Below are 17,023 nucleotides of genomic sequence, written 5' to 3' on the forward strand. Positions count from 1 at the left end.
ATGCTTATTCCCCGTCGAGTCAAGCACCGCAAGCAGCACCACCCGGGACGTTCCGGCGCTGCGACCGGTGGCACCCAGGTGACCTTTGGCGACTTCGGCATCCAGGCTCTCGAGCCCGCGTATGTCACGAACCGTCAGATCGAGGCGGCTCGTATCGCCATGACGCGTCACATCAAGCGTGGCGGAAAGGTGTGGATCACCATCTACCCCGACCGCCCGCTCACCAAGAAGCCCGCCGAGGTCCGCATGGGCTCCGGTAAGGGCTCCCCCGAGTGGTGGATCGCCAACGTCAAGCCGGGCCGTGTCATGTTCGAGCTTGCCGGCGTGCCGGAGGAGCTGGCCCGCGAGGCCATGCGCCGCGCCCAGCACAAGCTGCCCATGAAGACCCGTTTTGTGACCCGTGAGGGTGGTGACATCTGATGGCTATCGGTACTAAGGACCTCGCTCCGGCCGAGCTCGACGTCATGGACGACGAGCGCCTCCTCGAGGAGCTCAAGAAGTCGAAGGAAGAGCTGTTCAACCTTCGCTTCCAGTCCGCAACGGGCCAGCTCGAGAACCACGGCCGCCTCAAGGCGGTCAAGCGTGACATCGCCCGCATCTACACGATCCTGCGCGAGCGCGAGCTCGGCATCAGGACCGCGCCGAGCGCGAAGGCCGAGTAAGGAACACACATGGCTACCAAGAAGCACACGACGGCCACGACCGAGCACCGCGCGTATCGCAAGACGCGCCGCGGTTACGTGACGTCAGACAAGATGGACAAGACCATCACCGTGGAGATCGAGGACCGCGTCAAGCACCCGCTCTACGGCAAGGTCTTGCGCCGTACCAGCAAGATCAAGGCCCACGATGAGGCCAACACCGCCGGCATCGGCGACCTCGTTGTGGTGATGGAGACCCGCCCGCTGTCCGCTTCCAAGCGGTGGCGCCTGGTCGAGATCGTCGAGAAGGCCAAGTAACTAGGTTCGACCAGGCTCGCTCGACACGAGCGAGAACCAGACGACAGGAGACACAGACATGATTCAGCAGGAGTCGCGACTTCGCGTCGCCGACAACACGGGTGCCAAGGAGATCCTCTGCATCCGTGTGCTCGGCGGCTCGCACCGTCGCTACGCCGGCATCGGCGACACGATCGTTGCCACCGTCAAGGATGCAATCCCTGGCGGCAACGTCAAGAAGGGCGACGTGGTCAAGGCCGTCGTCGTGCGCACCACCAAGGAGCGCCGCCGTCCCGACGGTTCCTACATCCGCTTCGACGAGAACGCAGCGGTGATCCTCAAGAACACTGATGGTGACCCTCGTGGCACCCGCATCTTCGGCCCGGTTGGCCGCGAGCTGCGCGACAAGAAGTTCATGAAGATCATTTCGCTCGCGCCGGAGGTGATCTAGTCCCATGGCGAAGATCAAGAAGGGCGACCTCGTTGTCGTCATCGCGGGCAAGGACCGCGGTCAGCAGGGTCGCGTGCTCGAGGTCCTCAAGGACTCCGACCGCGTGATCGTCGAGGGTGTTCAGCGCGTCACCAAGCACATCAAGCCGGGTACGCGCCGTGACCAGCAGTCGGGCGGCATCGTCCACATCGAGGCTCCGATTCACGTCTCGAACGTCATGCTGGTTGACCCGTCGACCAAGAAGGGCACCCGCGTCGGGTACCGCATCGAGCAGGTCGAGCGTGACGGCCGCACGCGCACTCAGCGCGTCCGCGTCGCCAAGCGCTCGGGTAAGGACGTCTGATGGCTACCGCGACTACCACCCAGCCGCGCCTCAAGGCCAAGTACCGCGAGGAGATCGCTCCCGCGCTCATCTCCGAGTTCGGTCACTCCAACGTGAACCAGGTCGCCGGTCTGACCAAGATCGTCGTCAACATGGGTGTCGGCGAGGCCGCGCGTGACTCGAAGCTCATCGAGGGCGCCATCGCCGACCTCACCGCGATCACCGGCCAGAAGCCGCAGGTCACGAAGGCCCGCAAGTCCATCGCGCAGTTCAAGCTGCGTGAGGGTCAGCCCATCGGCGCCCACGTGACGCTGCGCGGCGACCGCATGTGGGAGTTCCTCGACCGACTGCTGTCGATCGCGCTTCCCCGCATCCGTGACTTCCGTGGCCTGAACCCCAACCAGTTCGACGGCAACGGCAACTACACGTTCGGTCTCAACGAGCAGTCGATGTTCCACGAGATCAACCAGGACAAGATCGACCGCGTGCGCGGCATGGACATCACCATCGTCACGACCGCGACCACGGACGACGAGGGTCGCTCGCTGCTCACGCAGCTCGGCTTCCCGTTCAAGGAGAAGTGACATGGCAAAGACTGCCCTCAAGAACAAGGCGGCCAAGAAGCCCAAGTTCCCCGTTCGCGGATACACCCGGTGCCAGAAGTGCGGTCGCCCGCACTCGGTGTACCGCAAGTTCGGCCTTTGCCGCGTGTGCTTCCGCGAGATGGCGCACGCCGGCGAGCTGCCCGGAATCACCAAGAGCAGCTGGTAAATCACAACGCCGCAGGTCCCCAGGGAAACCACGGCGAGAAAGAGTTCAACACTCATGACAATGACTGACCCGATCGCAGACATGCTCACGCGTCTGCGCAACGCAAATTCGGCGTACCACGACACCGTGTCGATGCCTCACTCGAAGCTCAAGGCGAACATCGCCAAGATACTCGAGGCCGAGGGCTACATCGCCGGCTCGTCTGTGGCCGACGCCGAGGTGGGCAAGACGCTCACCCTCACCCTCAAGTACGGCCCCAACCGCGAGCGCTCGCTCGCCGGTGTGCGCCGCGTCTCCAAGCCCGGCCTTCGCGTGTACGCGAAGTCGACGAACCTTCCCAAGGTTCTCGGCGGTCTCGGTGTTGCCATCCTGTCCACCTCCTCCGGTCTGCTCACGGACCGCGAGGCCGAGAAGAAGGGCGTCGGCGGCGAGGTCGTCGCGTTCGTCTGGTAAGCGGGAGGCACACACATGTCGCGCATTGGAAAGATCCCCGTAGCGGTCCCCGCAAGCGTGGATGTCACGATTGACGGCTCCGAGTTGACGGTCAAGGGCCCCAAGGGCACCCTGACGCACACGGTCGCCGCCCCGATCACGGTCGAGAAGTCCGAGCAGGGCCTCGAGGTGAAGCGTCCTAACGACGAGCGCCTCGCGAAGTCGCTGCACGGCCTCACTCGCACCCTGGTCGCCAACATGGTCACGGGCGTGACCGACGGCTACGAGAAGAAGCTCGAGATCGTCGGCACCGGTTACCGCGTGGCGCTCAAGGGCTCGGACCTCGAGTTCGCCCTTGGCTTCTCGCACCCCGTGGTCGTCACGCCGCCCGCGGGCATCACCTTCGCTGTGGAGAGCCCCACCAAGTTCTCGGTGGCAGGCATCAGCAAGCAGCAGGTGGGCGAGGTTGCGGCCAACATTCGCAAGATTCGCAAGCCTGAGCCGTACAAGGGCAAGGGTGTCCGCTACGCGGGCGAGCAGGTTCGCCGCAAGGCCGGAAAGACGGGTAAGTAGCCATGAGCATCACAGTCAAGGGCAAGGGCAAGGCGATTCAGCGTCAGCGTCGCCACTTCCGCCTGCGCAAGAAGATCTCCGGCACGCCGGCTCGTCCCCGTCTCGTCGTGACCCGCTCGTCGCGTCACATGTTCGTGCAGGTCGTCGACGACACGCTGGGCAAGACCCTCGCGTCGGCCTCGACGCTCGAGGCGGACGTGCGTTCGCTCAAGGGCGACAAGACGGCCAAGGCGAGCAAGGTCGGCCAGCTGGTCGCCGAGCGCGCGAAGGCCGCCGGCATCGAGGCCGTCGTGTTCGACCGCGGTGGCAACAAGTACCACGGCCGCGTTGCGGCTGTGGCCGACGGCGCCCGAGAGGGCGGTCTGTCCCTGTAGGGGCGGGCCGGAACAGGTTTAGAGGAAAACTATGGCTGACAACAACACCGGTCGCCGCGACAACAATCGTCGCGGCCAGGAGCCGGAGAACAAGTTCGTCGAGCGCGTCGTCACCATCAACCGCGTCTCCAAGGTCGTGAAGGGCGGTCGCCGCTTCAGCTTCACCGCCCTTGTGGTCGTTGGCGATGGCGAGGGCAACGTCGGCATCGGCTACGGCAAGGCGAAGGAGGTGCCTGCCGCCATCTCGAAGGGTGTCGAGGAGGCCAAGCGCTCCTTCTTCCGCGTGCCGCGCATCCAGGGCACCATCCCGCACGCCGTGCAGGGTGAGGCCGCGGCCGGTGTCGTGTTCCTGCGCCCCGCGTCCCCCGGTACCGGTGTTATCGCCGGTGGCCCGGTGCGCGCGGTGCTCGAGTGCGCTGGCATTCACGACGTGCTGAGCAAGTCGCTCGGCTCGTCGAACGCCATCAACATCGTTCACGCGACGGTCGACGCGCTCAAGCGCCTCGAGCGTCCCGAGGCCGTGGCCGCGCGCCGCGGCAAGAGCGTCGAAGAGGTCGCCCCCGCGGCGATGCTGCGCGCTCAGGCTGCAGGGGTGAAGTAATGGCTCGCCTGAAGATCACCCAGAAGCGTTCAATCATCGGCGTGAAGCCCCAGCACCGTGAGACCGTGCGTTCGCTCGGCCTCAAGCGCATTGGGGACATTGTCGTGAAGGAGGACCGTCCCGAGATTCGCGGGATGGTCAAGGCGGTCAACCACCTGGTTGCCGTGGAGGAGGTTGACTGATGGCTGAGGAGAAGACCCCCGCCACCAAGAAGGCGCCGGCCAAGAAGGCCGACGCTGCCAAGGCTGACGCTGTGAAGGCTGAGAAGCCCGCTGCCAAGAAGGCGCCGGCCAAGGCTGCCGCTGACAAGGCTCCGGCGAAGGCTGCCGCCCCCAAGGCCGCTGCTGAGAAGGTCGCTGCCCCCAAGGCTGCCGCTGCCAAGAAGCCCGCTGCTAAGGCTGAGCCCAAGGCCGAGCCGAAGGCTGCTGCCAAGGCGCCTGCAGCGTCGGCCGCTGCCAAGAAGCCGGCTGCTGCGAAGAAGCCTGCTGCCAAGCCCGCGGAGGGCGAGGACAAGGCTTCGACGCTCAAGCTGCACCACCTGCGTCCCGCCGCTGGCGCGCACACCAAGAAGACCCGCGTGGGTCGTGGTGAGGCGTCCAAGGGCAAGACGGCCGGTCGTGGCACCAAGGGCACGGGTGCCCGCTACCAGGTGCCCGCGCACTTCGAGGGTGGGCAGACGCCCATTCACATGCGCATCCCCAAGCTGCGTGGCTTCAAGAGCCCGTTCAAGGTCGACTACCAGGTCGTCAACGTGGGTCAGCTCTCCGAGCTGTTCCCCAAGGGCGGCAAGGTGACGAAGGCCGACCTCGTCGAGAAGGGCGCCGTGCGCAAGAACCAGCCCGTCAAGGTGCTGGGCGACGGCGATATCTCGGTCAAGGTGACCATCGTCGACGCTGACCGCGTTTCGCAGTCCGCGAAGACCAAGATCGAGGCCGCGGGCGGCGCGGTCAACGAGGGCTAGAGTCGGATGCCGGGCCCGTCCCACTGATGGGGCGGGCCCGCACCGGCACCTCGGTGCCCCAAAACTGGAGGATTCATGTTCAGCGGTTTCATCAGTGCGTTCCGCACGCCGGACCTGCGCAAGAAGCTGCTGCTCACCCTTGGCATCATCGCGATCTACCGCCTCGGCGTCGCGATCCCCACGCCGGGCGTCAGCTACTCGAACGTCCAGTACTGCGCCAGCACCTCCGCTGGAAACTCCGCGCTCGACATCCTCAACCTCTTCGCCGGCGGGGCGCTGTTGCACCTGTCGATCTTCGCGCTCGGCATCATGCCGTACATCACCGCGTCGATCATCGTGCAGCTGCTGCGCGTGCTCATTCCGCGCTTCGAGACGCTGTACCGCGAGGGCCAGGAGGGTCAGGCGAAGCTGACCCAGTACACCCGCTACATCACGGTTGGCTTCGCGGCCCTGCAGTCCGCGGCCTACGTGACGATGGCGCGTAACGGCGTATTCTTCCCCGGCTGCGCGCAGCCCATCATCCCCGACGAGTCGTGGCAGACCATCACGGTCATGGTCCTCACGATGACCGCCGGCACCGTGTTTGTGATGTGGCTCGGCGAGCGCATCACTGAGCGCGGCGTCGGCAACGGCATGTCGCTGCTGATCTTCACGTCGATCGCCGCGGCCTTCCCGCAGAACATCTCCGCCATCTGGCACTCCTCGAACGGCCCCATGAACACGCTGCTCCTCGCGCTGCTGCTGTTCGTGGTCATCTCGGTTGTGGTGTTCGTGGAGCAGAGCCAGCGCCGCATCCCGGTGCAGTACGCCAAGCGCGTCGTCGGCCGCCGCACCCTTGGCGGTTCGTCCACCTACATCCCGTTGAAGATCAACATGGCTGGTGTTATCCCCGTGATCTTCGCCTCGTCGCTGCTGACGCTGCCTCAGGTCATCTCGCAGTTCTCGGGGCAGGACCCCGCCGACTGGGTGGTGTGGATGAACAACAACATCGCCGACCCCAAGTCGCCGTGGCACATGCTGCTGTACATCCTGCTGATCATCTTCTTCGCGTACTTCTACACGGCCATCACGTTCAACCCGGACCAGGTTGCCGACGACATGAAGAAGTACGGCGGCTTCATTCCCGGCATTCGCCCCGGAAAGCCGACGGCCGACTTCCTCGAGTACGTGCTGTCCCGCATCACCGCGGCAGGCTCGCTCTACCTGGCCATCGTCGCGCTCGCGCCCATGCTCGCATTCGTCATGATGGGGGTGTCCACGAACATCCCGTTCGGCGGCACGTCGATCCTGATTCTCGTCGGCGTGGGTCTCGACACGGTCAAGCGCATTCAGTCGCAGCTTGAGCAGCGCCACTACGAAGGGTTCCTCAAGTAATGCGGGCCATCCTTCTTGGCCCCCCCTGGAGCGGGCAAGGGCACTCAGGCGGCACGCCTCGCAGAGCGCTACGGCATCCCCGCGATCTCCACGGGAGACATCTTCCGCGCCAACGTCAAGGGCGGCACCGAGCTGGGTCAGGAGGCCCAGAAGTTCATGGACGCGGGCCAGCTGGTCCCGGACTCGGTGACGAACGCCATGGTGCGCGATCGCCTCGCTCAGCCCGACGCTGCGGCTGGCTTTCTGCTCGACGGTTACCCGCGCACTTCGGACCAGGCCGTTGAGCTCGACGCGATGCTCGCGGACCTTGGCACGCGGCTCGAGCGGGCAATCGAGCTCACCGCTGACTTCGACGTGGTGACCGAGCGCTTGTTGAAGCGCGCGGAGCTCGAGGGCCGTTCCGATGACACCGAAGACGTGATCCGCACGCGGCTCGAGGTCTACGCGACGGCGACGGCCCCACTTACCGCGTACTACTCGGGCCGTGGCCTCCTCGTGCAGGTGGACGGCATCGGCGAGGTCGAAGACGTCACCGCGCGCATCATCGCCGCGCTGTCCTGATGGGCATCCAGTACAAGACTGAAGACCAGATGCGCACCATGGTGCGCGCCGGTCTCGTTGTTGAGGCCGCGCTCGCGGCCGCCCGCTCCGCGGCCGTCGTTGGCGCCACCACCGCCGATGTCGACGCCGCCGCCGCGCGCGTGATCGCCGAGCGCGGCGCCACCAGCAACTTCCTCGGGTACCACGGGTTCCCGGCGACCACCTGCGTCTCCGTCAATGACGAGGTGGTGCACGGCATCCCCGGCGATCGCGTCCTCGCCGACGGCGACGTAGTGTCGATCGACTGCGGCGCGATCATCGACGGATGGCACGGCGACAGCGCGATCACCGTGGTGCTCGGTGACGCCCCGGACCCCGCGGACGTCGCGCTCAGCGACGCGACGCGGACGGCGCTGTGGGCGGGTATCGCGGCGCTTTCCACCGCGAAGCGGCTCAACGAGGTGGGCGCCGCCATCGAGGACGTCGCCGACGCGGCCGGCCTGTACCCCATCGAGGGCTTCGTCGGCCACGGCATCGGCACGGAGATGCACCAGGAACCCGATGTCATGAACTACCGCGTCCGGGGACGTCTCGCCAAGGTGCAGCCGGGCATGTGCCTCGCGATCGAGCCGATGTTCATCCGTGGCACCGATCAATCGCTAACCCTGGCCGACGAGTGGACCGTCGTCTCCGCGGACGGCTCGCGCGCCGCTCACTGGGAGCACTCCGTCGCGATTCACGAGGACGGCATCTGGGTGCTCACCGCGTCCGACGGCGGGGCGGAGGGCCTCAGCGCGTTCGGCGTGGTTCCGGTCCCGATCCCGTAGCGGCGCTGCGCTGCGCGCCCACCCGCGCCCACCCGCACACCGGCCCCGCTTCAACAGCCCTGACCACTCAGAGGCACTGTGACCTGGCCCAGGGGCGCCGAAGGCCCTCTGAGTGGTCAGGAGTGTTGGAGGCGGCGCGATTCGGTCGATGTCGGATAGTTCACAGCCCCACCCTTGTTAACACGCCGGTTACCTGGGGTGGCGCCCCCCGCAATAACCCGGCCCTAGCGTCGGGCATGCAACGGGGCCTCAACCCGAGGCCCGCGCGTTTGGGGGCCGAGATGGCACGAGGATTCAACTACGCACCGGGAGCGAGCGCCGAGGTGCAAGAGGCGTCGATGTCCACGCTCGACAAGCAGCGCATCGGCGAGCTGGGCTCGAGCCGCAACGCGCTCGTCAGGGCCGCGATTGCCGCGCGAACGGACTGCCCGCTCGGGCTCATGGTCACGCTCGCCCATGACTACTCGGCGGAGGTGCGGGCGGCGATCGCCCGCAACGGCTCGGCGCAGCGGACCGTCATGGCGTACCTCAGCGCCGACCGTTCGGTGGAGGTCGTGACGGCGCTGCTGGAGAACCCCAGGCTTCCGGCAGAGATCCTCGAGGAGCTCGCGTTCCACAGAAAGTCGCAGATCCGCACGGTTGCGGCGGCGAGACTGGATCGGGGGCTCGCGGAGCCCCAGGTGTCGACCGAGGACTCCCACACCCCTGAGCTCGCCGAGCACGTGATCCCCGTGCAGCAGCGCCTCACGGCGGATGGCATGCCGATTCCCGAGTTCGAGCCGGTCAACGTGGTTGACATTGCCACGAGGACGCCGGTCCTGGCGACCCCGACAGCCGCCCCGACGCGCACGGCCCCGGTGCGAGGGTTCAAGCCCAAGGAGTGACTGATATTCGCGCGCGATTCCGGGGCATGCGAGCGCGATCTGTGGGACTATCAGAGGGTGGCGACTGAGTGGCTGGCTGAGGCGGGACGAGCCCCCGTCGATCTCGATTTCGGAGCCCTCGCGAGGGCCAAGGACCCGTCCGTTCCGGCAAGCGAGTTGCTGTCGCTCGCGGTGAGCCGCGACTCCTCCGTGCGCGCCGCGGTCGCGGCGCGGCCAGACTGCCCTGCTGGCGCGCTCATCTCGCTCGGTCACGATCACCGACCTGAGGTGCTGCTCGCGCTCATTTCCAACCCGCGCACCCCGTCGTCTGTGGTGCGCAACCTCGCGGATCACCGCGTGCAGCAGGTCGCCGACGCGGCAGAGCAGCGGCTTCGCAGTATCTACGCCTAGCGGCCCACGGTGCCGCCTGAGCGCGGCTAGCACGAATCGTGCGTCTGGGGCAAATACCCGTTCTGTGAGTCGCATCACATTTCCGCGACCGGCGCGTAATCCGCTGTTAATGTCATCCCTGCGGACCTGCGCGACATGCGCACCGAAGCTGAGGGCTCGTACGAAATTGCGTTTGAGGGAACGTCGTGCGAGTTGGCGGATTGAACCTAGAAACTGAGGACAACTCACATGAACAAGACAACTAAGGCTGCCGTGGCTACGGCCACCGGCATCGTACTTCTCCTGGGCGGCGCTGGCTCGCTCGCGTACTGGACCGATACGGCCAACACCGGCGGCTCCGCAACCACCATCAACGCGGGAACTCTGCAGCTCACGGCCGTTAACGTCGGCACGTGGACTAAGAGCTTCAACGGCGGTGCCTCGAGCACCGTCACGCCGGGCACCTTCCTGATGGTTCCGGGAGACACGCTCGTCTACACCCAGACCTTCAATGTCAACGCTCGAGGCCAGGACCTGATTTTCACGATCGCGCCGACCGACCCGACTCTGGGTGGCGCGCTCGGCACCTCCACGGCCGTGACGAAGACCTTCTCGCCCCCCGTCTTTACGAGCTCTGACTCGTCCATCACCGGCACCGCCGGCAAGTACACGATCGCGACGGCTGCCAACGGGATCGGCACCGGAACCATCACCGTGACGTGGACCATCGCGTGGCCGTTCGCCAACGCGCCCGCGACCGACAACGGGCTCAAGAGTGCGGCGCTCACGCTGACTACCGGCGCGGTCGTCCTGACTCAGGTCGCTTCCTAGCATCGACGTGGTGTGGGGTCCGCCTCGGCGGGCCCCACACCCGCTAGTCATTTCCAGCTCGTACTGAGGCCAGAGGTGGAGTTTCCGATGAAACCGGACGCATCGTCGTGCGGTGAGGGTAGCGGAACGGGGGAGGGGGCCGCGGCCCACCGCCGAAAGTTCCGTGCACCCCGCGCACGCTCGCTCTTGGCGACGTCCGGCGCGCTCGCTGGCGGGGTGTCACTAGCGGTGCTCGGCGCCGGCGTCAGTTTCGCCTACCTCAACTCGGCCGCCACGTCCGGACAGGCGACGACGGTTACGGCGGGCAGCTCGGGCCTGAACCTGCAATACGGCTCTGGCACGGCCGGGTCATCAGTGACGATCCCCGCATCCGCCTTCCAGAACATGCTTCCGGGGGACGTCGTCGGCGTGCAGATCAACGTCATCAACGTTGGCCAGGTTCCCCAGACGATCGGCGCGGCAGTCAGCGCCACCAACGCTTGGGAGATCAGGATCGCCGCGGGCACGTGCCCGGCGACGGTGATTGCCGGCGCGGCACTGACCACCACGAGCGCTGGCGCAATTCCGCTCGCCCTGGGGGCCACCCAGTCCATTTGCGTGCAGGCGGCCCTGCCGTCGGGCGCAGCCTCAGGAAGCGAGAACACCGCCGTCACGTTCACTGTCAACTTCACCGGAACGCAATCGCCAACGTGAGCATCCTCTCCAAGCTGAACCGCCGCGTCGCTGCCGTGGCGGCCGTTGGCGTGTTCGCCGCATTGGCGGGGGCGTCGGCCTCTTGGGGGTACTGGACCACGCAGGGAGCCGCGACTGTAACGGTGGACTCCGCGGACCTCACCATCACGACCGCGAACTTCTCCACCGTGAGCAAGACATTCGGCAATCAGACGCTCGTTGGCACCGGCAGCGTGACGGTCACCAACTCCACTGTCAGCACGAGTGCGCAGAAGGGAGTGGTGACACTCAACTTCAGCGCCGCCGGCTCCACCGCCGCGCTGCGCGGCAACTTCAGCTTCGTCGTCTGGCTCTCGACTACGGCAAACCCCTGTACAGACGCGGCCACTGCAGGCACCGCCCTGGTGACGAGCAACTGGAACACGGGAGGTTCATACACGACGGGTACGGCCGGAGCATTCAGCGTCGGCGAGTCCCGAACGTACTGCGTGCGCACCACGATCGCGAACCCGGCGACCGCGTGGCCCTCAACCGGGACTGTGACCATTACCCCGCGGGTAGCGGGGTCCATCGCGCTGGGGAACTACTCCGGCGCTGCGACGGCGCTCACCGCTACACAGACCACCCAGTACCTCTTCCCGGTGACGACTCCGAACACGGCGTCAACCGCGTGGTTCTACATCCACCGCGTATTCACCAACGCCGCGGCAACCAACTACTGCGCGGACCTCGAGGGCGGCGACGGGCCTAATGGGATCGGGTGGCCGTGCAAGACGGGCGGGACCACGAACCAGTCCTGGGGCTTTGAAGCAGTGAGCGGCAAGGCCGGTTACTACACGATCAGGTCCAACATCACGGCCGCAACGGTGCTGCAGCAGAACTCCACCGGTGTTCCCGTAACGTCCGCTTCCTTCGCGAGCGGACAGGTCAACCAGCAGTGGATGCTTCAACAGACCGCTACCAACTATGTGGGCGCCACGGCGACCCGCGCGTTCTACCAGATCGTCAACGCGTCCACCGGTCAATGCCTCACCTACGCTGCCGTCAACGGCACCACCGCTGCGCTCAACCAGTTGCAGATGGCGAATTGCGATGGCACCGCCTCGCAGCAGTTCCTCGTGGTACGGACAATGTTCTCAGCTGTGAATGGCGGCACGAATACCGTGTCGTGTGCCTATGCGAATCCGAATTTCACCGTGACGTTCAGCGCAGCCACGCCTGGCATGCGCTACGAGATGCGGCGCGGGACCACCGTGGTGAGTTCCTCGACCTTCGGCGCGGGGGGCACCGGCACCGTCGTGGTCTCGTTCGATGATGCCGCCGATGGGGCCTTTGACATCTACGAGGACAGTAACGCTACGGGAGATGCCGGGACCCTCGTTGCAAGCGGCACCATCAATAAGGGCAACAGGGCCAGTTCCGGAACTAACGCCTGCACGGTCACCGGCCTGGGGCAATGACCCAACTCGCCCGCACTGTCGCGAACGCTGCGGCGCTCGCGGCCTTGGCGGTGATCGTCGCGCTGCTAGCGATCGTGCTCGGCGCGCCGACCGCGTCTGCCGCCAACCCGCCCATCGCGATTTCCGACGACGGAGTCGCCTACGGCGACTCGTTCCCCGGCAATCTCTACGACGGCGTCCTCCTGATCCCCGGAGCGTCGGCCTCACGGGCGTTCTGGGTCATGAACACGGGCCCGAGCAGCGCGAACCTAGCGATCAAGCTCATCGGCGTGGAGTCCGCGAGCCCCGACTTCCTTGCAGCGATCACGATCACGGCGAGCGCGGGCAGCCACACGGGCAGCGCTCTGTTCTCGAGTGCGGGCGACTGCGTGTCTCTGATCCACGGCGTGCACTTGGCGCCCGGAGAGAGCGCCAAGGTCAGCACCACTCTCGCGATGTCGAACGTCTCAGGGACCACGGGTCAGGGCGCTCAAGCGGCGTTCAACCTGGGCGTCAACCTCACGAGCGACGATGTGCCCGCGCCCACCGGCTGCACGGCCAGCCCCAACCCCACCCCCAACCCCAGCCCGGCGCCAACGCCGGGTCCCACCTCCGGCGGGCCGGACTCTGGAGGAGGCGGGACGGTTGTCATTCCTGGCCTGCCAACGCAGCCGACAGACCCCGGGGCGACCCCAACTGCGACGCCTACGCCATCCGTGTCGCCCAGCCCCAGCGCCAGCCCCGAGCCCGGCGAGCCGAGCGAACCGGGCAGCGGCGACGTCCCCTGGAACACAAAGCGGCTATATCAGGAGTGGTTCGTGGCGGCTTGGGTGATCGAGTTCATGCTTGGTGGATACTTCGCGTGGAGGCATGCGCGCAGGCGAGAAGGCGAAGGGATCAGGTCATGAGCGAAGAGGTGGCGCCGAAGAAGGGGGGCAGCATCTTCAAGGGCATTGCTCAGGGCATCAGCTGGGTGGTGCTGCTGTTCCTGATCGTCGTGGCGATGGCCGTCATCGTGGTGCCCGCGCTCACGCACTCAACGCCCTACACGATCCTGACGAGCTCGATGGTCCCCACCTACCCGCCCGGCACGCTCGTCATCGTGCGGCCGGTGGCCGTCGACGACATCCACATCGGCACAGTCGTCACATATCAGCTTGAATCCGGCAAGCCTGAGGTCGTCACGCACCGCGTGGTCGCGATCAATCAGCCGAATGTCCCCGACGGCGAGGCCACCTTCATCACCAAGGGAGACGCCAACGACGTCGCGGACGAGAACCCCGTTCAATACGTGCAGATTCGGGGCGCGGTCTGGTACTCGGTGCCGTACATCGGCTGGATCAACAATGTCGTGAACGGAGACATGCGCTCTGTGGCCATCCCCATCATCGCGGGCCTGCTGTTCATCTACGCCGGCTACCAATTCGTGAGCGGGCGCATCGAGCGCAGCCGAGAGCGGAAGGCCGCAAAGGCGACCGATACGGCCGACTAGGCCCAGCGTCGGGCCCGACGGCGGGCTTGAGCCGTGCGGGAAAGTGCCGTATAGTGGTCGGTCGGGCCATTTTCGTGTGCCCACATTCCCAACCAACAACGTTAGTGGAGTCATGGCCAAGAAGGACGGCGTCATCGAGGTTGAGGGCACCGTGGTCGAGGCACTGCCGAACGCGTCATTCCGTGTGGAACTGACGAACGGTCACCTCGTCCTCGCTCACATCTCGGGAAAGATGCGCCAGCACTACATCAGGATCCTCCCCGAGGACCGCGTAGTGGTGGAGCTCAGCCCCTATGACCTGTCGCGTGGCCGCATCGTCTACCGCTACAAGTAAGAAAAGAACCATGAAGGTTAAGCCCAGCGTCAAGCCCATCTGCGACAAGTGCAAGGTGATCCGACGGAATGGCCGAGTGATGGTCATCTGCGAAAACCCGCGCCACAAGCAGCGTCAGGGCTAGACAACAACTGAAGACCTCGCTTGAGGCAAGGCAGTGACCCTCGGCTCGGAGGCCGAGGCCCGCGCAAGACCAGCGGGACGCCTCAAGCGTCAGACCTCCGACTACTGATTGGTATCAGAGAGAAAAATGGCACGCATCGTCGGCGTCGATATCCCGCGCGAAAAGCGCATGGAGATCGCGCTCACCTACATCTACGGCATTGGCCGTACCCGTTCACAGCAGATCCTGGCCGCTACCGGCATCAGTGCTGATCTGCGCGTCAAGGACGCCACCGACGAGCAGCTCGTCGCGCTCCGTGACTTCATCGAGGCGAACTTCACCGTTGAGGGTGACCTGCGCCGCGAGGTTCAGGCCGACATCCGCCGCAAGGTCGAGATCGGCAACTACCAGGGCCTGCGCCACCGTCGCGGCATGCCCGTCCGTGGCCAGCGCACCAAGACCAACGCGCGCACCCGCAAGGGCCCCAAGAAGACCGTCGCCGGAAAGAAGAAGTAAGCCATGGCCGCTCCCACGCGCAAGCCGCGCAAGAAGATCAAGAAGACCGTCGCTCACGGTCAGGCGCACATCAAGTCCACGTTCAACAACACGATCATCTCCATCACGGACCCCTCGGGTGCCGTGGTGTCGTGGTCGTCCTCCGGTCAGGTCGGCTTCAAGGGTTCGCGCAAGTCCACGCCCTACGCCGCGCAGATGGCCGCCGAGGCTGCCGCCCGCCGCGCCCAGGAGGCCGGCATGAGCAAGGTTGACGTGTTCGTGAAGGGCCCGGGCTCCGGTCGCGACACCGCGATCCGCTCGCTGACGGCCGCCGGCCTCGAGGTGACGTCCATCAAGGACGTCACCCCTCAGGCGCACAACGGCTGCCGCCCGCCCAAGCGTCGCCGCAACTAGTTTTTTTCCGGACGTCCGACGCTGTGGTCACCACAGCGTCGGGCCCCGGCTTTTCCCACAACCTCATAGTGAACCCGCGGGACGGATCCCCCGCGGGTGCGAGCATCAAATAGTGGATGCTCGGAAAGGAAACAACCGTGCTTATTGCACAGCGTCCCACCCTGACCGAAAAGGTTCTCTCGGACAACCGTTCGCAGTTCTCGCTGAAGCCGCTTGAGCCCGGCTTTGGCTACACCCTCGGCAACTCCCTCCGCCGCACCCTGCTCTCCTCGATCCCCGGCGCCGCGATCACCTCGGTGCGCTTCGAGGGCGTGCTGCACGAGTTCACGACCATTGACGGCGTCAAGGAGGACGTGACCGAGATTCTTCTTAACCTGAAGAACCTCGTTGTCTCCTCCGAGCACGACGAGCCCGTGACCCTCTACCTCCGCAAGTCGGGTGCTGGTGCCGTGACCGGCGCCGACATCGCCCCGCCTGCCGGCGTTGAGGTGCACAACCCTGACCTGCACATCGCCACGCTGAACTCCAAGGCGAAGTTCGAGGTGGAGCTCACGGTTGAGCGCGGCCGGGGCTACGTGCCGGCCGCCCTGAACAAGAGCTACGACGCGGAGATCGGCCAGATCCCCGTCGACTCGATCTACTCGCCCGTGCTGAAGGTGACGTACAAGGTTGAGGCGACGCGTGTTGCGCAGCGCACCGACTTCGACGAGCTCATCCTCGACGTCGAGACCAAGAACTCGATCACGCCTCGCGACGCGGTCGCGTCGGCGGGTTCCACGCTTGTGGAGCTGTTCTCGCTCGCCAAGGGCCTGAACGAGTTCGCCGAGGGCATCGAGATCGGCCCGTCGGACACCGACGAGGCGCTCGAGGAGGACTACAACCAGCCCATCGAGGAGCTGAACCTCACGCAGCGTTCGTACAACTGCCTCAAGCGCGAGGGCATCCACACCGTGGGTGAGCTCACCGCCCGCTCCGAGGCGGACCTCATGGACATCCGCAACTTTGGCCAGAAGTCGATCACCGAGGTCAAGGAGAAGCTCGCCGAGCTCGGCTTCGCGCTCAAGGACGGCGTCGTGGACTACGACCGCTCGTCCGCCGGCGTGTACTTCTCCGGCTCCGAAGACTAAGACTCACACCCCTTAAGGAACTACTGAAATGCCTACCCCCACCAAGGGTGCCCGCCTCGGCGGCGGCCCTGCCCACGAGCGTCAGATCCTGGCGAACCTCGCGCAGAGCCTGTTCGAGCACGGCCGCATCACCACCACCGAGGCCAAGGCCAAGCGCCTGCGTCCCTACGCCGAGCGTCTCGTGACGATCGCCAAGCGTGGCGACCTCGCGTCGCGCCGCCGCGTCCTGGGCACCATCCCCGACAAGGGCGTTGTGCACAAGCTCTTCACCGAGATCGCTCCCGGCTTCGCCGAGCGTGACGGCGGCTACACGCGCATCACGAAGGTCGGCAACCGCAAGGGCGACAACGCTCCCCTCGCGGTGATCGAGCTCGTCGAGTTCGGCGCCCCCGCCAAGAAGGCCGTTGTCAAGGAGGCCTCGAAGGCCACCGCCAAGGCTGCTCCCAAGAAGGCCGACGCTAAGAAGGCCGACGCTGTCGCGGAGGCTGCCGCTCCGGTCGCCGACGAGGTGGTTGAGGAGTCCGTGGACGAGCTCATCGCCGAGGAGTCCAAGACCGGCGCTCACTCCGACGCTCCCGCCGAGGGTGCCGAGGACGTGGCCGAGGAGGTCGCCGAGACCACCGAGTCCGCCGCCGCCCCCGCTGAGGGTGCGGACGACGAGGCCGACGAGAAGTAACAGCTTCACCACAGAGCGAGGCG

At 65.9% G+C, this 17,023-nt stretch carries 29 protein-coding genes; all 29 read left to right on the forward strand.

Translation table 11 applies throughout. The annotated features are described in order from the left end of the window. The 29 genes from rplP to rplQ all read left to right on the forward strand — a co-directional run bounded on the left by rplP (position 1) and on the right by rplQ (position 17,000). Positions 1-420, forward strand: a complete 420-nt coding sequence (gene rplP, locus NVV57_07485) for a 50S ribosomal protein L16 (GenBank protein MCR6712531.1) — start codon at positions 1-3, stop codon at positions 418-420. Between the two features lie 44 nt (positions 421-464). Beyond that, a complete protein-coding gene (gene rpmC / locus NVV57_07490; GenBank protein MCR6712532.1) occupies positions 465-662 on the forward strand; it encodes a 50S ribosomal protein L29 in 198 nt (65 codons plus the stop codon). 9 nt (positions 663-671) lie between these two features. Next, positions 672-959, forward strand: a complete 288-nt coding sequence (rpsQ, locus tag NVV57_07495; GenBank protein ID MCR6712533.1) for a 30S ribosomal protein S17 — start codon at positions 672-674, stop codon at positions 957-959. A 58-nt stretch (positions 960-1,017) separates the two neighbouring features. Further along, positions 1,018-1,389 (forward strand): 50S ribosomal protein L14, encoded by a 372-nt coding sequence (gene rplN / locus NVV57_07500; GenBank protein MCR6712534.1) that lies wholly within the window; start codon positions 1,018-1,020, stop codon positions 1,387-1,389. A gap of 4 nt (positions 1,390-1,393) precedes the next feature. Further along, positions 1,394-1,732 (forward strand): 50S ribosomal protein L24, encoded by a 339-nt coding sequence (gene rplX / locus NVV57_07505; GenBank protein MCR6712535.1) that lies wholly within the window; start codon positions 1,394-1,396, stop codon positions 1,730-1,732. After that, a complete protein-coding gene (rplE, locus tag NVV57_07510; GenBank protein ID MCR6712536.1) occupies positions 1,732-2,295 on the forward strand; it encodes a 50S ribosomal protein L5 in 564 nt (187 codons plus the stop codon). The genes rplX and rplE overlap by 1 nt, the downstream gene beginning before the upstream one ends. A 1-nt stretch (position 2,296) precedes the next feature. Next, positions 2,297-2,482 carry a type Z 30S ribosomal protein S14 gene (locus tag NVV57_07515; GenBank protein ID MCR6712537.1) on the forward strand — a complete coding sequence of 62 codons (186 nt, stop codon included), beginning with the start codon at positions 2,297-2,299 and terminating at the stop codon, positions 2,480-2,482. Positions 2,483-2,536: 54 nt separating this feature from the next. Beyond that, positions 2,537-2,935 (forward strand): 30S ribosomal protein S8, encoded by a 399-nt coding sequence (rpsH, locus tag NVV57_07520; protein MCR6712538.1) that lies wholly within the window; start codon positions 2,537-2,539, stop codon positions 2,933-2,935. 15 nt (positions 2,936-2,950) lie between these two features. Continuing rightward, a complete protein-coding gene (gene rplF / locus NVV57_07525) occupies positions 2,951-3,487 on the forward strand; it encodes a 50S ribosomal protein L6 (protein ID MCR6712539.1) in 537 nt (178 codons plus the stop codon). Positions 3,488-3,489: 2 nt separating this feature from the next. After that, a complete protein-coding gene (rplR, locus tag NVV57_07530; GenBank protein MCR6712540.1) occupies positions 3,490-3,861 on the forward strand; it encodes a 50S ribosomal protein L18 in 372 nt (123 codons plus the stop codon). Positions 3,862-3,892: 31 nt separating this feature from the next. Continuing rightward, positions 3,893-4,462 carry a 30S ribosomal protein S5 gene (gene rpsE / locus NVV57_07535; protein MCR6712541.1) on the forward strand — a complete coding sequence of 190 codons (570 nt, stop codon included), beginning with the start codon at positions 3,893-3,895 and terminating at the stop codon, positions 4,460-4,462. Beyond that, positions 4,462-4,644 (forward strand): 50S ribosomal protein L30, encoded by a 183-nt coding sequence (rpmD, locus tag NVV57_07540; GenBank protein ID MCR6712542.1) that lies wholly within the window; start codon positions 4,462-4,464, stop codon positions 4,642-4,644. Before rpsE ends, rpmD begins: the two co-directional genes overlap by 1 nt. After that, a complete protein-coding gene (rplO, locus tag NVV57_07545) occupies positions 4,644-5,423 on the forward strand; it encodes a 50S ribosomal protein L15 (GenBank protein ID MCR6712543.1) in 780 nt (259 codons plus the stop codon). Before rpmD ends, rplO begins: the two co-directional genes overlap by 1 nt. 75 nt (positions 5,424-5,498) lie before the next feature. After that, positions 5,499-6,797 carry a preprotein translocase subunit SecY gene (gene secY, locus NVV57_07550; GenBank protein ID MCR6712544.1) on the forward strand — a complete coding sequence of 433 codons (1,299 nt, stop codon included), beginning with the start codon at positions 5,499-5,501 and terminating at the stop codon, positions 6,795-6,797. Between the two features lie 15 nt (positions 6,798-6,812). After that, complete coding sequence (locus NVV57_07555; protein ID MCR6712545.1) at positions 6,813-7,358, forward strand: adenylate kinase; 546 nt, start codon at positions 6,813-6,815, stop codon at positions 7,356-7,358. Next, positions 7,358-8,164 carry a type I methionyl aminopeptidase gene (gene map, locus NVV57_07560; protein ID MCR6712546.1) on the forward strand — a complete coding sequence of 269 codons (807 nt, stop codon included), beginning with the start codon at positions 7,358-7,360 and terminating at the stop codon, positions 8,162-8,164. Before NVV57_07555 ends, map begins: the two co-directional genes overlap by 1 nt. 281 nt (positions 8,165-8,445) lie before the next feature. Beyond that, positions 8,446-9,048: a hypothetical protein gene (locus NVV57_07565; protein ID MCR6712547.1), complete on the forward strand. Its 603-nt coding sequence runs from the start codon at positions 8,446-8,448 to the stop codon at positions 9,046-9,048. 57 nt (positions 9,049-9,105) lie between these two features. Then, positions 9,106-9,438, forward strand: coding sequence for a hypothetical protein (locus tag NVV57_07570; protein MCR6712548.1), 333 nt, complete (start codon positions 9,106-9,108; stop codon positions 9,436-9,438). Positions 9,439-9,666: 228 nt separating this feature from the next. After that, positions 9,667-10,248, forward strand: coding sequence for an alternate-type signal peptide domain-containing protein (locus tag NVV57_07575; GenBank protein ID MCR6712549.1), 582 nt, complete (start codon positions 9,667-9,669; stop codon positions 10,246-10,248). Between the two features lie 186 nt (positions 10,249-10,434). Further along, entirely contained in the window at positions 10,435-10,941 is a 507-nt protein-coding gene (locus NVV57_07580; protein MCR6712550.1) for a hypothetical protein, read from the forward strand. Beyond that, positions 10,938-12,380, forward strand: a complete 1,443-nt coding sequence (locus NVV57_07585) for an RICIN domain-containing protein (protein ID MCR6712551.1) — start codon at positions 10,938-10,940, stop codon at positions 12,378-12,380. Before NVV57_07580 ends, NVV57_07585 begins: the two co-directional genes overlap by 4 nt. Further along, the gene (locus NVV57_07590; protein MCR6712552.1) at positions 12,377-13,267 is read left to right on the forward strand and encodes a hypothetical protein; all 891 of its coding nucleotides are present in this window, start codon (positions 12,377-12,379) and stop codon (positions 13,265-13,267) included. Before NVV57_07585 ends, NVV57_07590 begins: the two co-directional genes overlap by 4 nt. Continuing rightward, the gene (locus NVV57_07595) at positions 13,264-13,851 is read left to right on the forward strand and encodes a signal peptidase I (protein MCR6712553.1); all 588 of its coding nucleotides are present in this window, start codon (positions 13,264-13,266) and stop codon (positions 13,849-13,851) included. Before NVV57_07590 ends, NVV57_07595 begins: the two co-directional genes overlap by 4 nt. A gap of 112 nt (positions 13,852-13,963) precedes the next feature. After that, a complete protein-coding gene (gene infA, locus NVV57_07600; GenBank protein MCR6712554.1) occupies positions 13,964-14,185 on the forward strand; it encodes a translation initiation factor IF-1 in 222 nt (73 codons plus the stop codon). A 10-nt stretch (positions 14,186-14,195) separates the two neighbouring features. Further along, positions 14,196-14,309: a 50S ribosomal protein L36 gene (gene rpmJ / locus NVV57_07605; protein MCR6712555.1), complete on the forward strand. Its 114-nt coding sequence runs from the start codon at positions 14,196-14,198 to the stop codon at positions 14,307-14,309. 126 nt (positions 14,310-14,435) lie between these two features. Beyond that, positions 14,436-14,804 (forward strand): 30S ribosomal protein S13, encoded by a 369-nt coding sequence (gene rpsM, locus NVV57_07610; protein ID MCR6712556.1) that lies wholly within the window; start codon positions 14,436-14,438, stop codon positions 14,802-14,804. A 3-nt stretch (positions 14,805-14,807) separates the two neighbouring features. Next, the gene (rpsK, locus tag NVV57_07615) at positions 14,808-15,197 is read left to right on the forward strand and encodes a 30S ribosomal protein S11 (protein MCR6712557.1); all 390 of its coding nucleotides are present in this window, start codon (positions 14,808-14,810) and stop codon (positions 15,195-15,197) included. A gap of 137 nt (positions 15,198-15,334) precedes the next feature. After that, positions 15,335-16,324 (forward strand): DNA-directed RNA polymerase subunit alpha, encoded by a 990-nt coding sequence (locus NVV57_07620; GenBank protein MCR6712558.1) that lies wholly within the window; start codon positions 15,335-15,337, stop codon positions 16,322-16,324. A gap of 28 nt (positions 16,325-16,352) precedes the next feature. Continuing rightward, a complete protein-coding gene (gene rplQ, locus NVV57_07625) occupies positions 16,353-17,000 on the forward strand; it encodes a 50S ribosomal protein L17 (GenBank protein ID MCR6712559.1) in 648 nt (215 codons plus the stop codon). Positions 17,001-17,023: the final 23 nt, after the last annotated feature.

This window comes from Demequina sp. (assembly GCA_024707205.1).
In the GTDB taxonomy this organism is placed as follows: Bacteria; Actinomycetota; Actinomycetes; order Actinomycetales; family Demequinaceae; genus Demequina.

Bases quoted from the DNA above. Each gene is read 5' to 3' on its own strand.
- NVV57_07515 (MCR6712537.1), top strand. From the start codon at position 2,297: ATGGCAAAGACTGCCCTCAAGAACAAGGCGGCCAAGAAGCCCAAGTTC.
- rplF (MCR6712539.1), top strand. From the start codon at position 2,951: ATGTCGCGCATTGGAAAGATCCCCGTAGCGGTCCCCGCAAGCGTGGAT.
- rpsH (MCR6712538.1), top strand. From the start codon at position 2,537: ATGACAATGACTGACCCGATCGCAGACATGCTCACGCGTCTGCGCAAC.
- rplX (MCR6712535.1), top strand. From the start codon at position 1,394: ATGGCGAAGATCAAGAAGGGCGACCTCGTTGTCGTCATCGCGGGCAAG.
- rplR (MCR6712540.1), top strand. From the start codon at position 3,490: ATGAGCATCACAGTCAAGGGCAAGGGCAAGGCGATTCAGCGTCAGCGT.
- map (MCR6712546.1), top strand. From the start codon at position 7,358: ATGGGCATCCAGTACAAGACTGAAGACCAGATGCGCACCATGGTGCGC.
- rpmC (MCR6712532.1), top strand. From the start codon at position 465: ATGGACGACGAGCGCCTCCTCGAGGAGCTCAAGAAGTCGAAGGAAGAG.
- NVV57_07590 (MCR6712552.1), top strand. From the start codon at position 12,377: ATGACCCAACTCGCCCGCACTGTCGCGAACGCTGCGGCGCTCGCGGCC.
- rpsK (MCR6712557.1), top strand. From the start codon at position 14,808: ATGGCCGCTCCCACGCGCAAGCCGCGCAAGAAGATCAAGAAGACCGTC.
- rplO (MCR6712543.1), top strand. From the start codon at position 4,644: ATGGCTGAGGAGAAGACCCCCGCCACCAAGAAGGCGCCGGCCAAGAAG.
- NVV57_07565 (MCR6712547.1), top strand. From the start codon at position 8,446: ATGGCACGAGGATTCAACTACGCACCGGGAGCGAGCGCCGAGGTGCAA.
- NVV57_07595 (MCR6712553.1), top strand. From the start codon at position 13,264: ATGAGCGAAGAGGTGGCGCCGAAGAAGGGGGGCAGCATCTTCAAGGGC.
- infA (MCR6712554.1), top strand. From the start codon at position 13,964: ATGGCCAAGAAGGACGGCGTCATCGAGGTTGAGGGCACCGTGGTCGAG.
- rpmJ (MCR6712555.1), top strand. From the start codon at position 14,196: ATGAAGGTTAAGCCCAGCGTCAAGCCCATCTGCGACAAGTGCAAGGTG.
- rpsM (MCR6712556.1), top strand. From the start codon at position 14,436: ATGGCACGCATCGTCGGCGTCGATATCCCGCGCGAAAAGCGCATGGAG.
- secY (MCR6712544.1), top strand. From the start codon at position 5,499: ATGTTCAGCGGTTTCATCAGTGCGTTCCGCACGCCGGACCTGCGCAAG.
- rplN (MCR6712534.1), top strand. From the start codon at position 1,018: ATGATTCAGCAGGAGTCGCGACTTCGCGTCGCCGACAACACGGGTGCC.
- rpsE (MCR6712541.1), top strand. From the start codon at position 3,893: ATGGCTGACAACAACACCGGTCGCCGCGACAACAATCGTCGCGGCCAG.
- rplQ (MCR6712559.1), top strand. From the start codon at position 16,353: ATGCCTACCCCCACCAAGGGTGCCCGCCTCGGCGGCGGCCCTGCCCAC.
- rplE (MCR6712536.1), top strand. From the start codon at position 1,732: ATGGCTACCGCGACTACCACCCAGCCGCGCCTCAAGGCCAAGTACCGC.
- rplP (MCR6712531.1), top strand. From the start codon at position 1: ATGCTTATTCCCCGTCGAGTCAAGCACCGCAAGCAGCACCACCCGGGA.
- NVV57_07575 (MCR6712549.1), top strand. From the start codon at position 9,667: ATGAACAAGACAACTAAGGCTGCCGTGGCTACGGCCACCGGCATCGTA.
- rpsQ (MCR6712533.1), top strand. From the start codon at position 672: ATGGCTACCAAGAAGCACACGACGGCCACGACCGAGCACCGCGCGTAT.
- rpmD (MCR6712542.1), top strand. From the start codon at position 4,462: ATGGCTCGCCTGAAGATCACCCAGAAGCGTTCAATCATCGGCGTGAAG.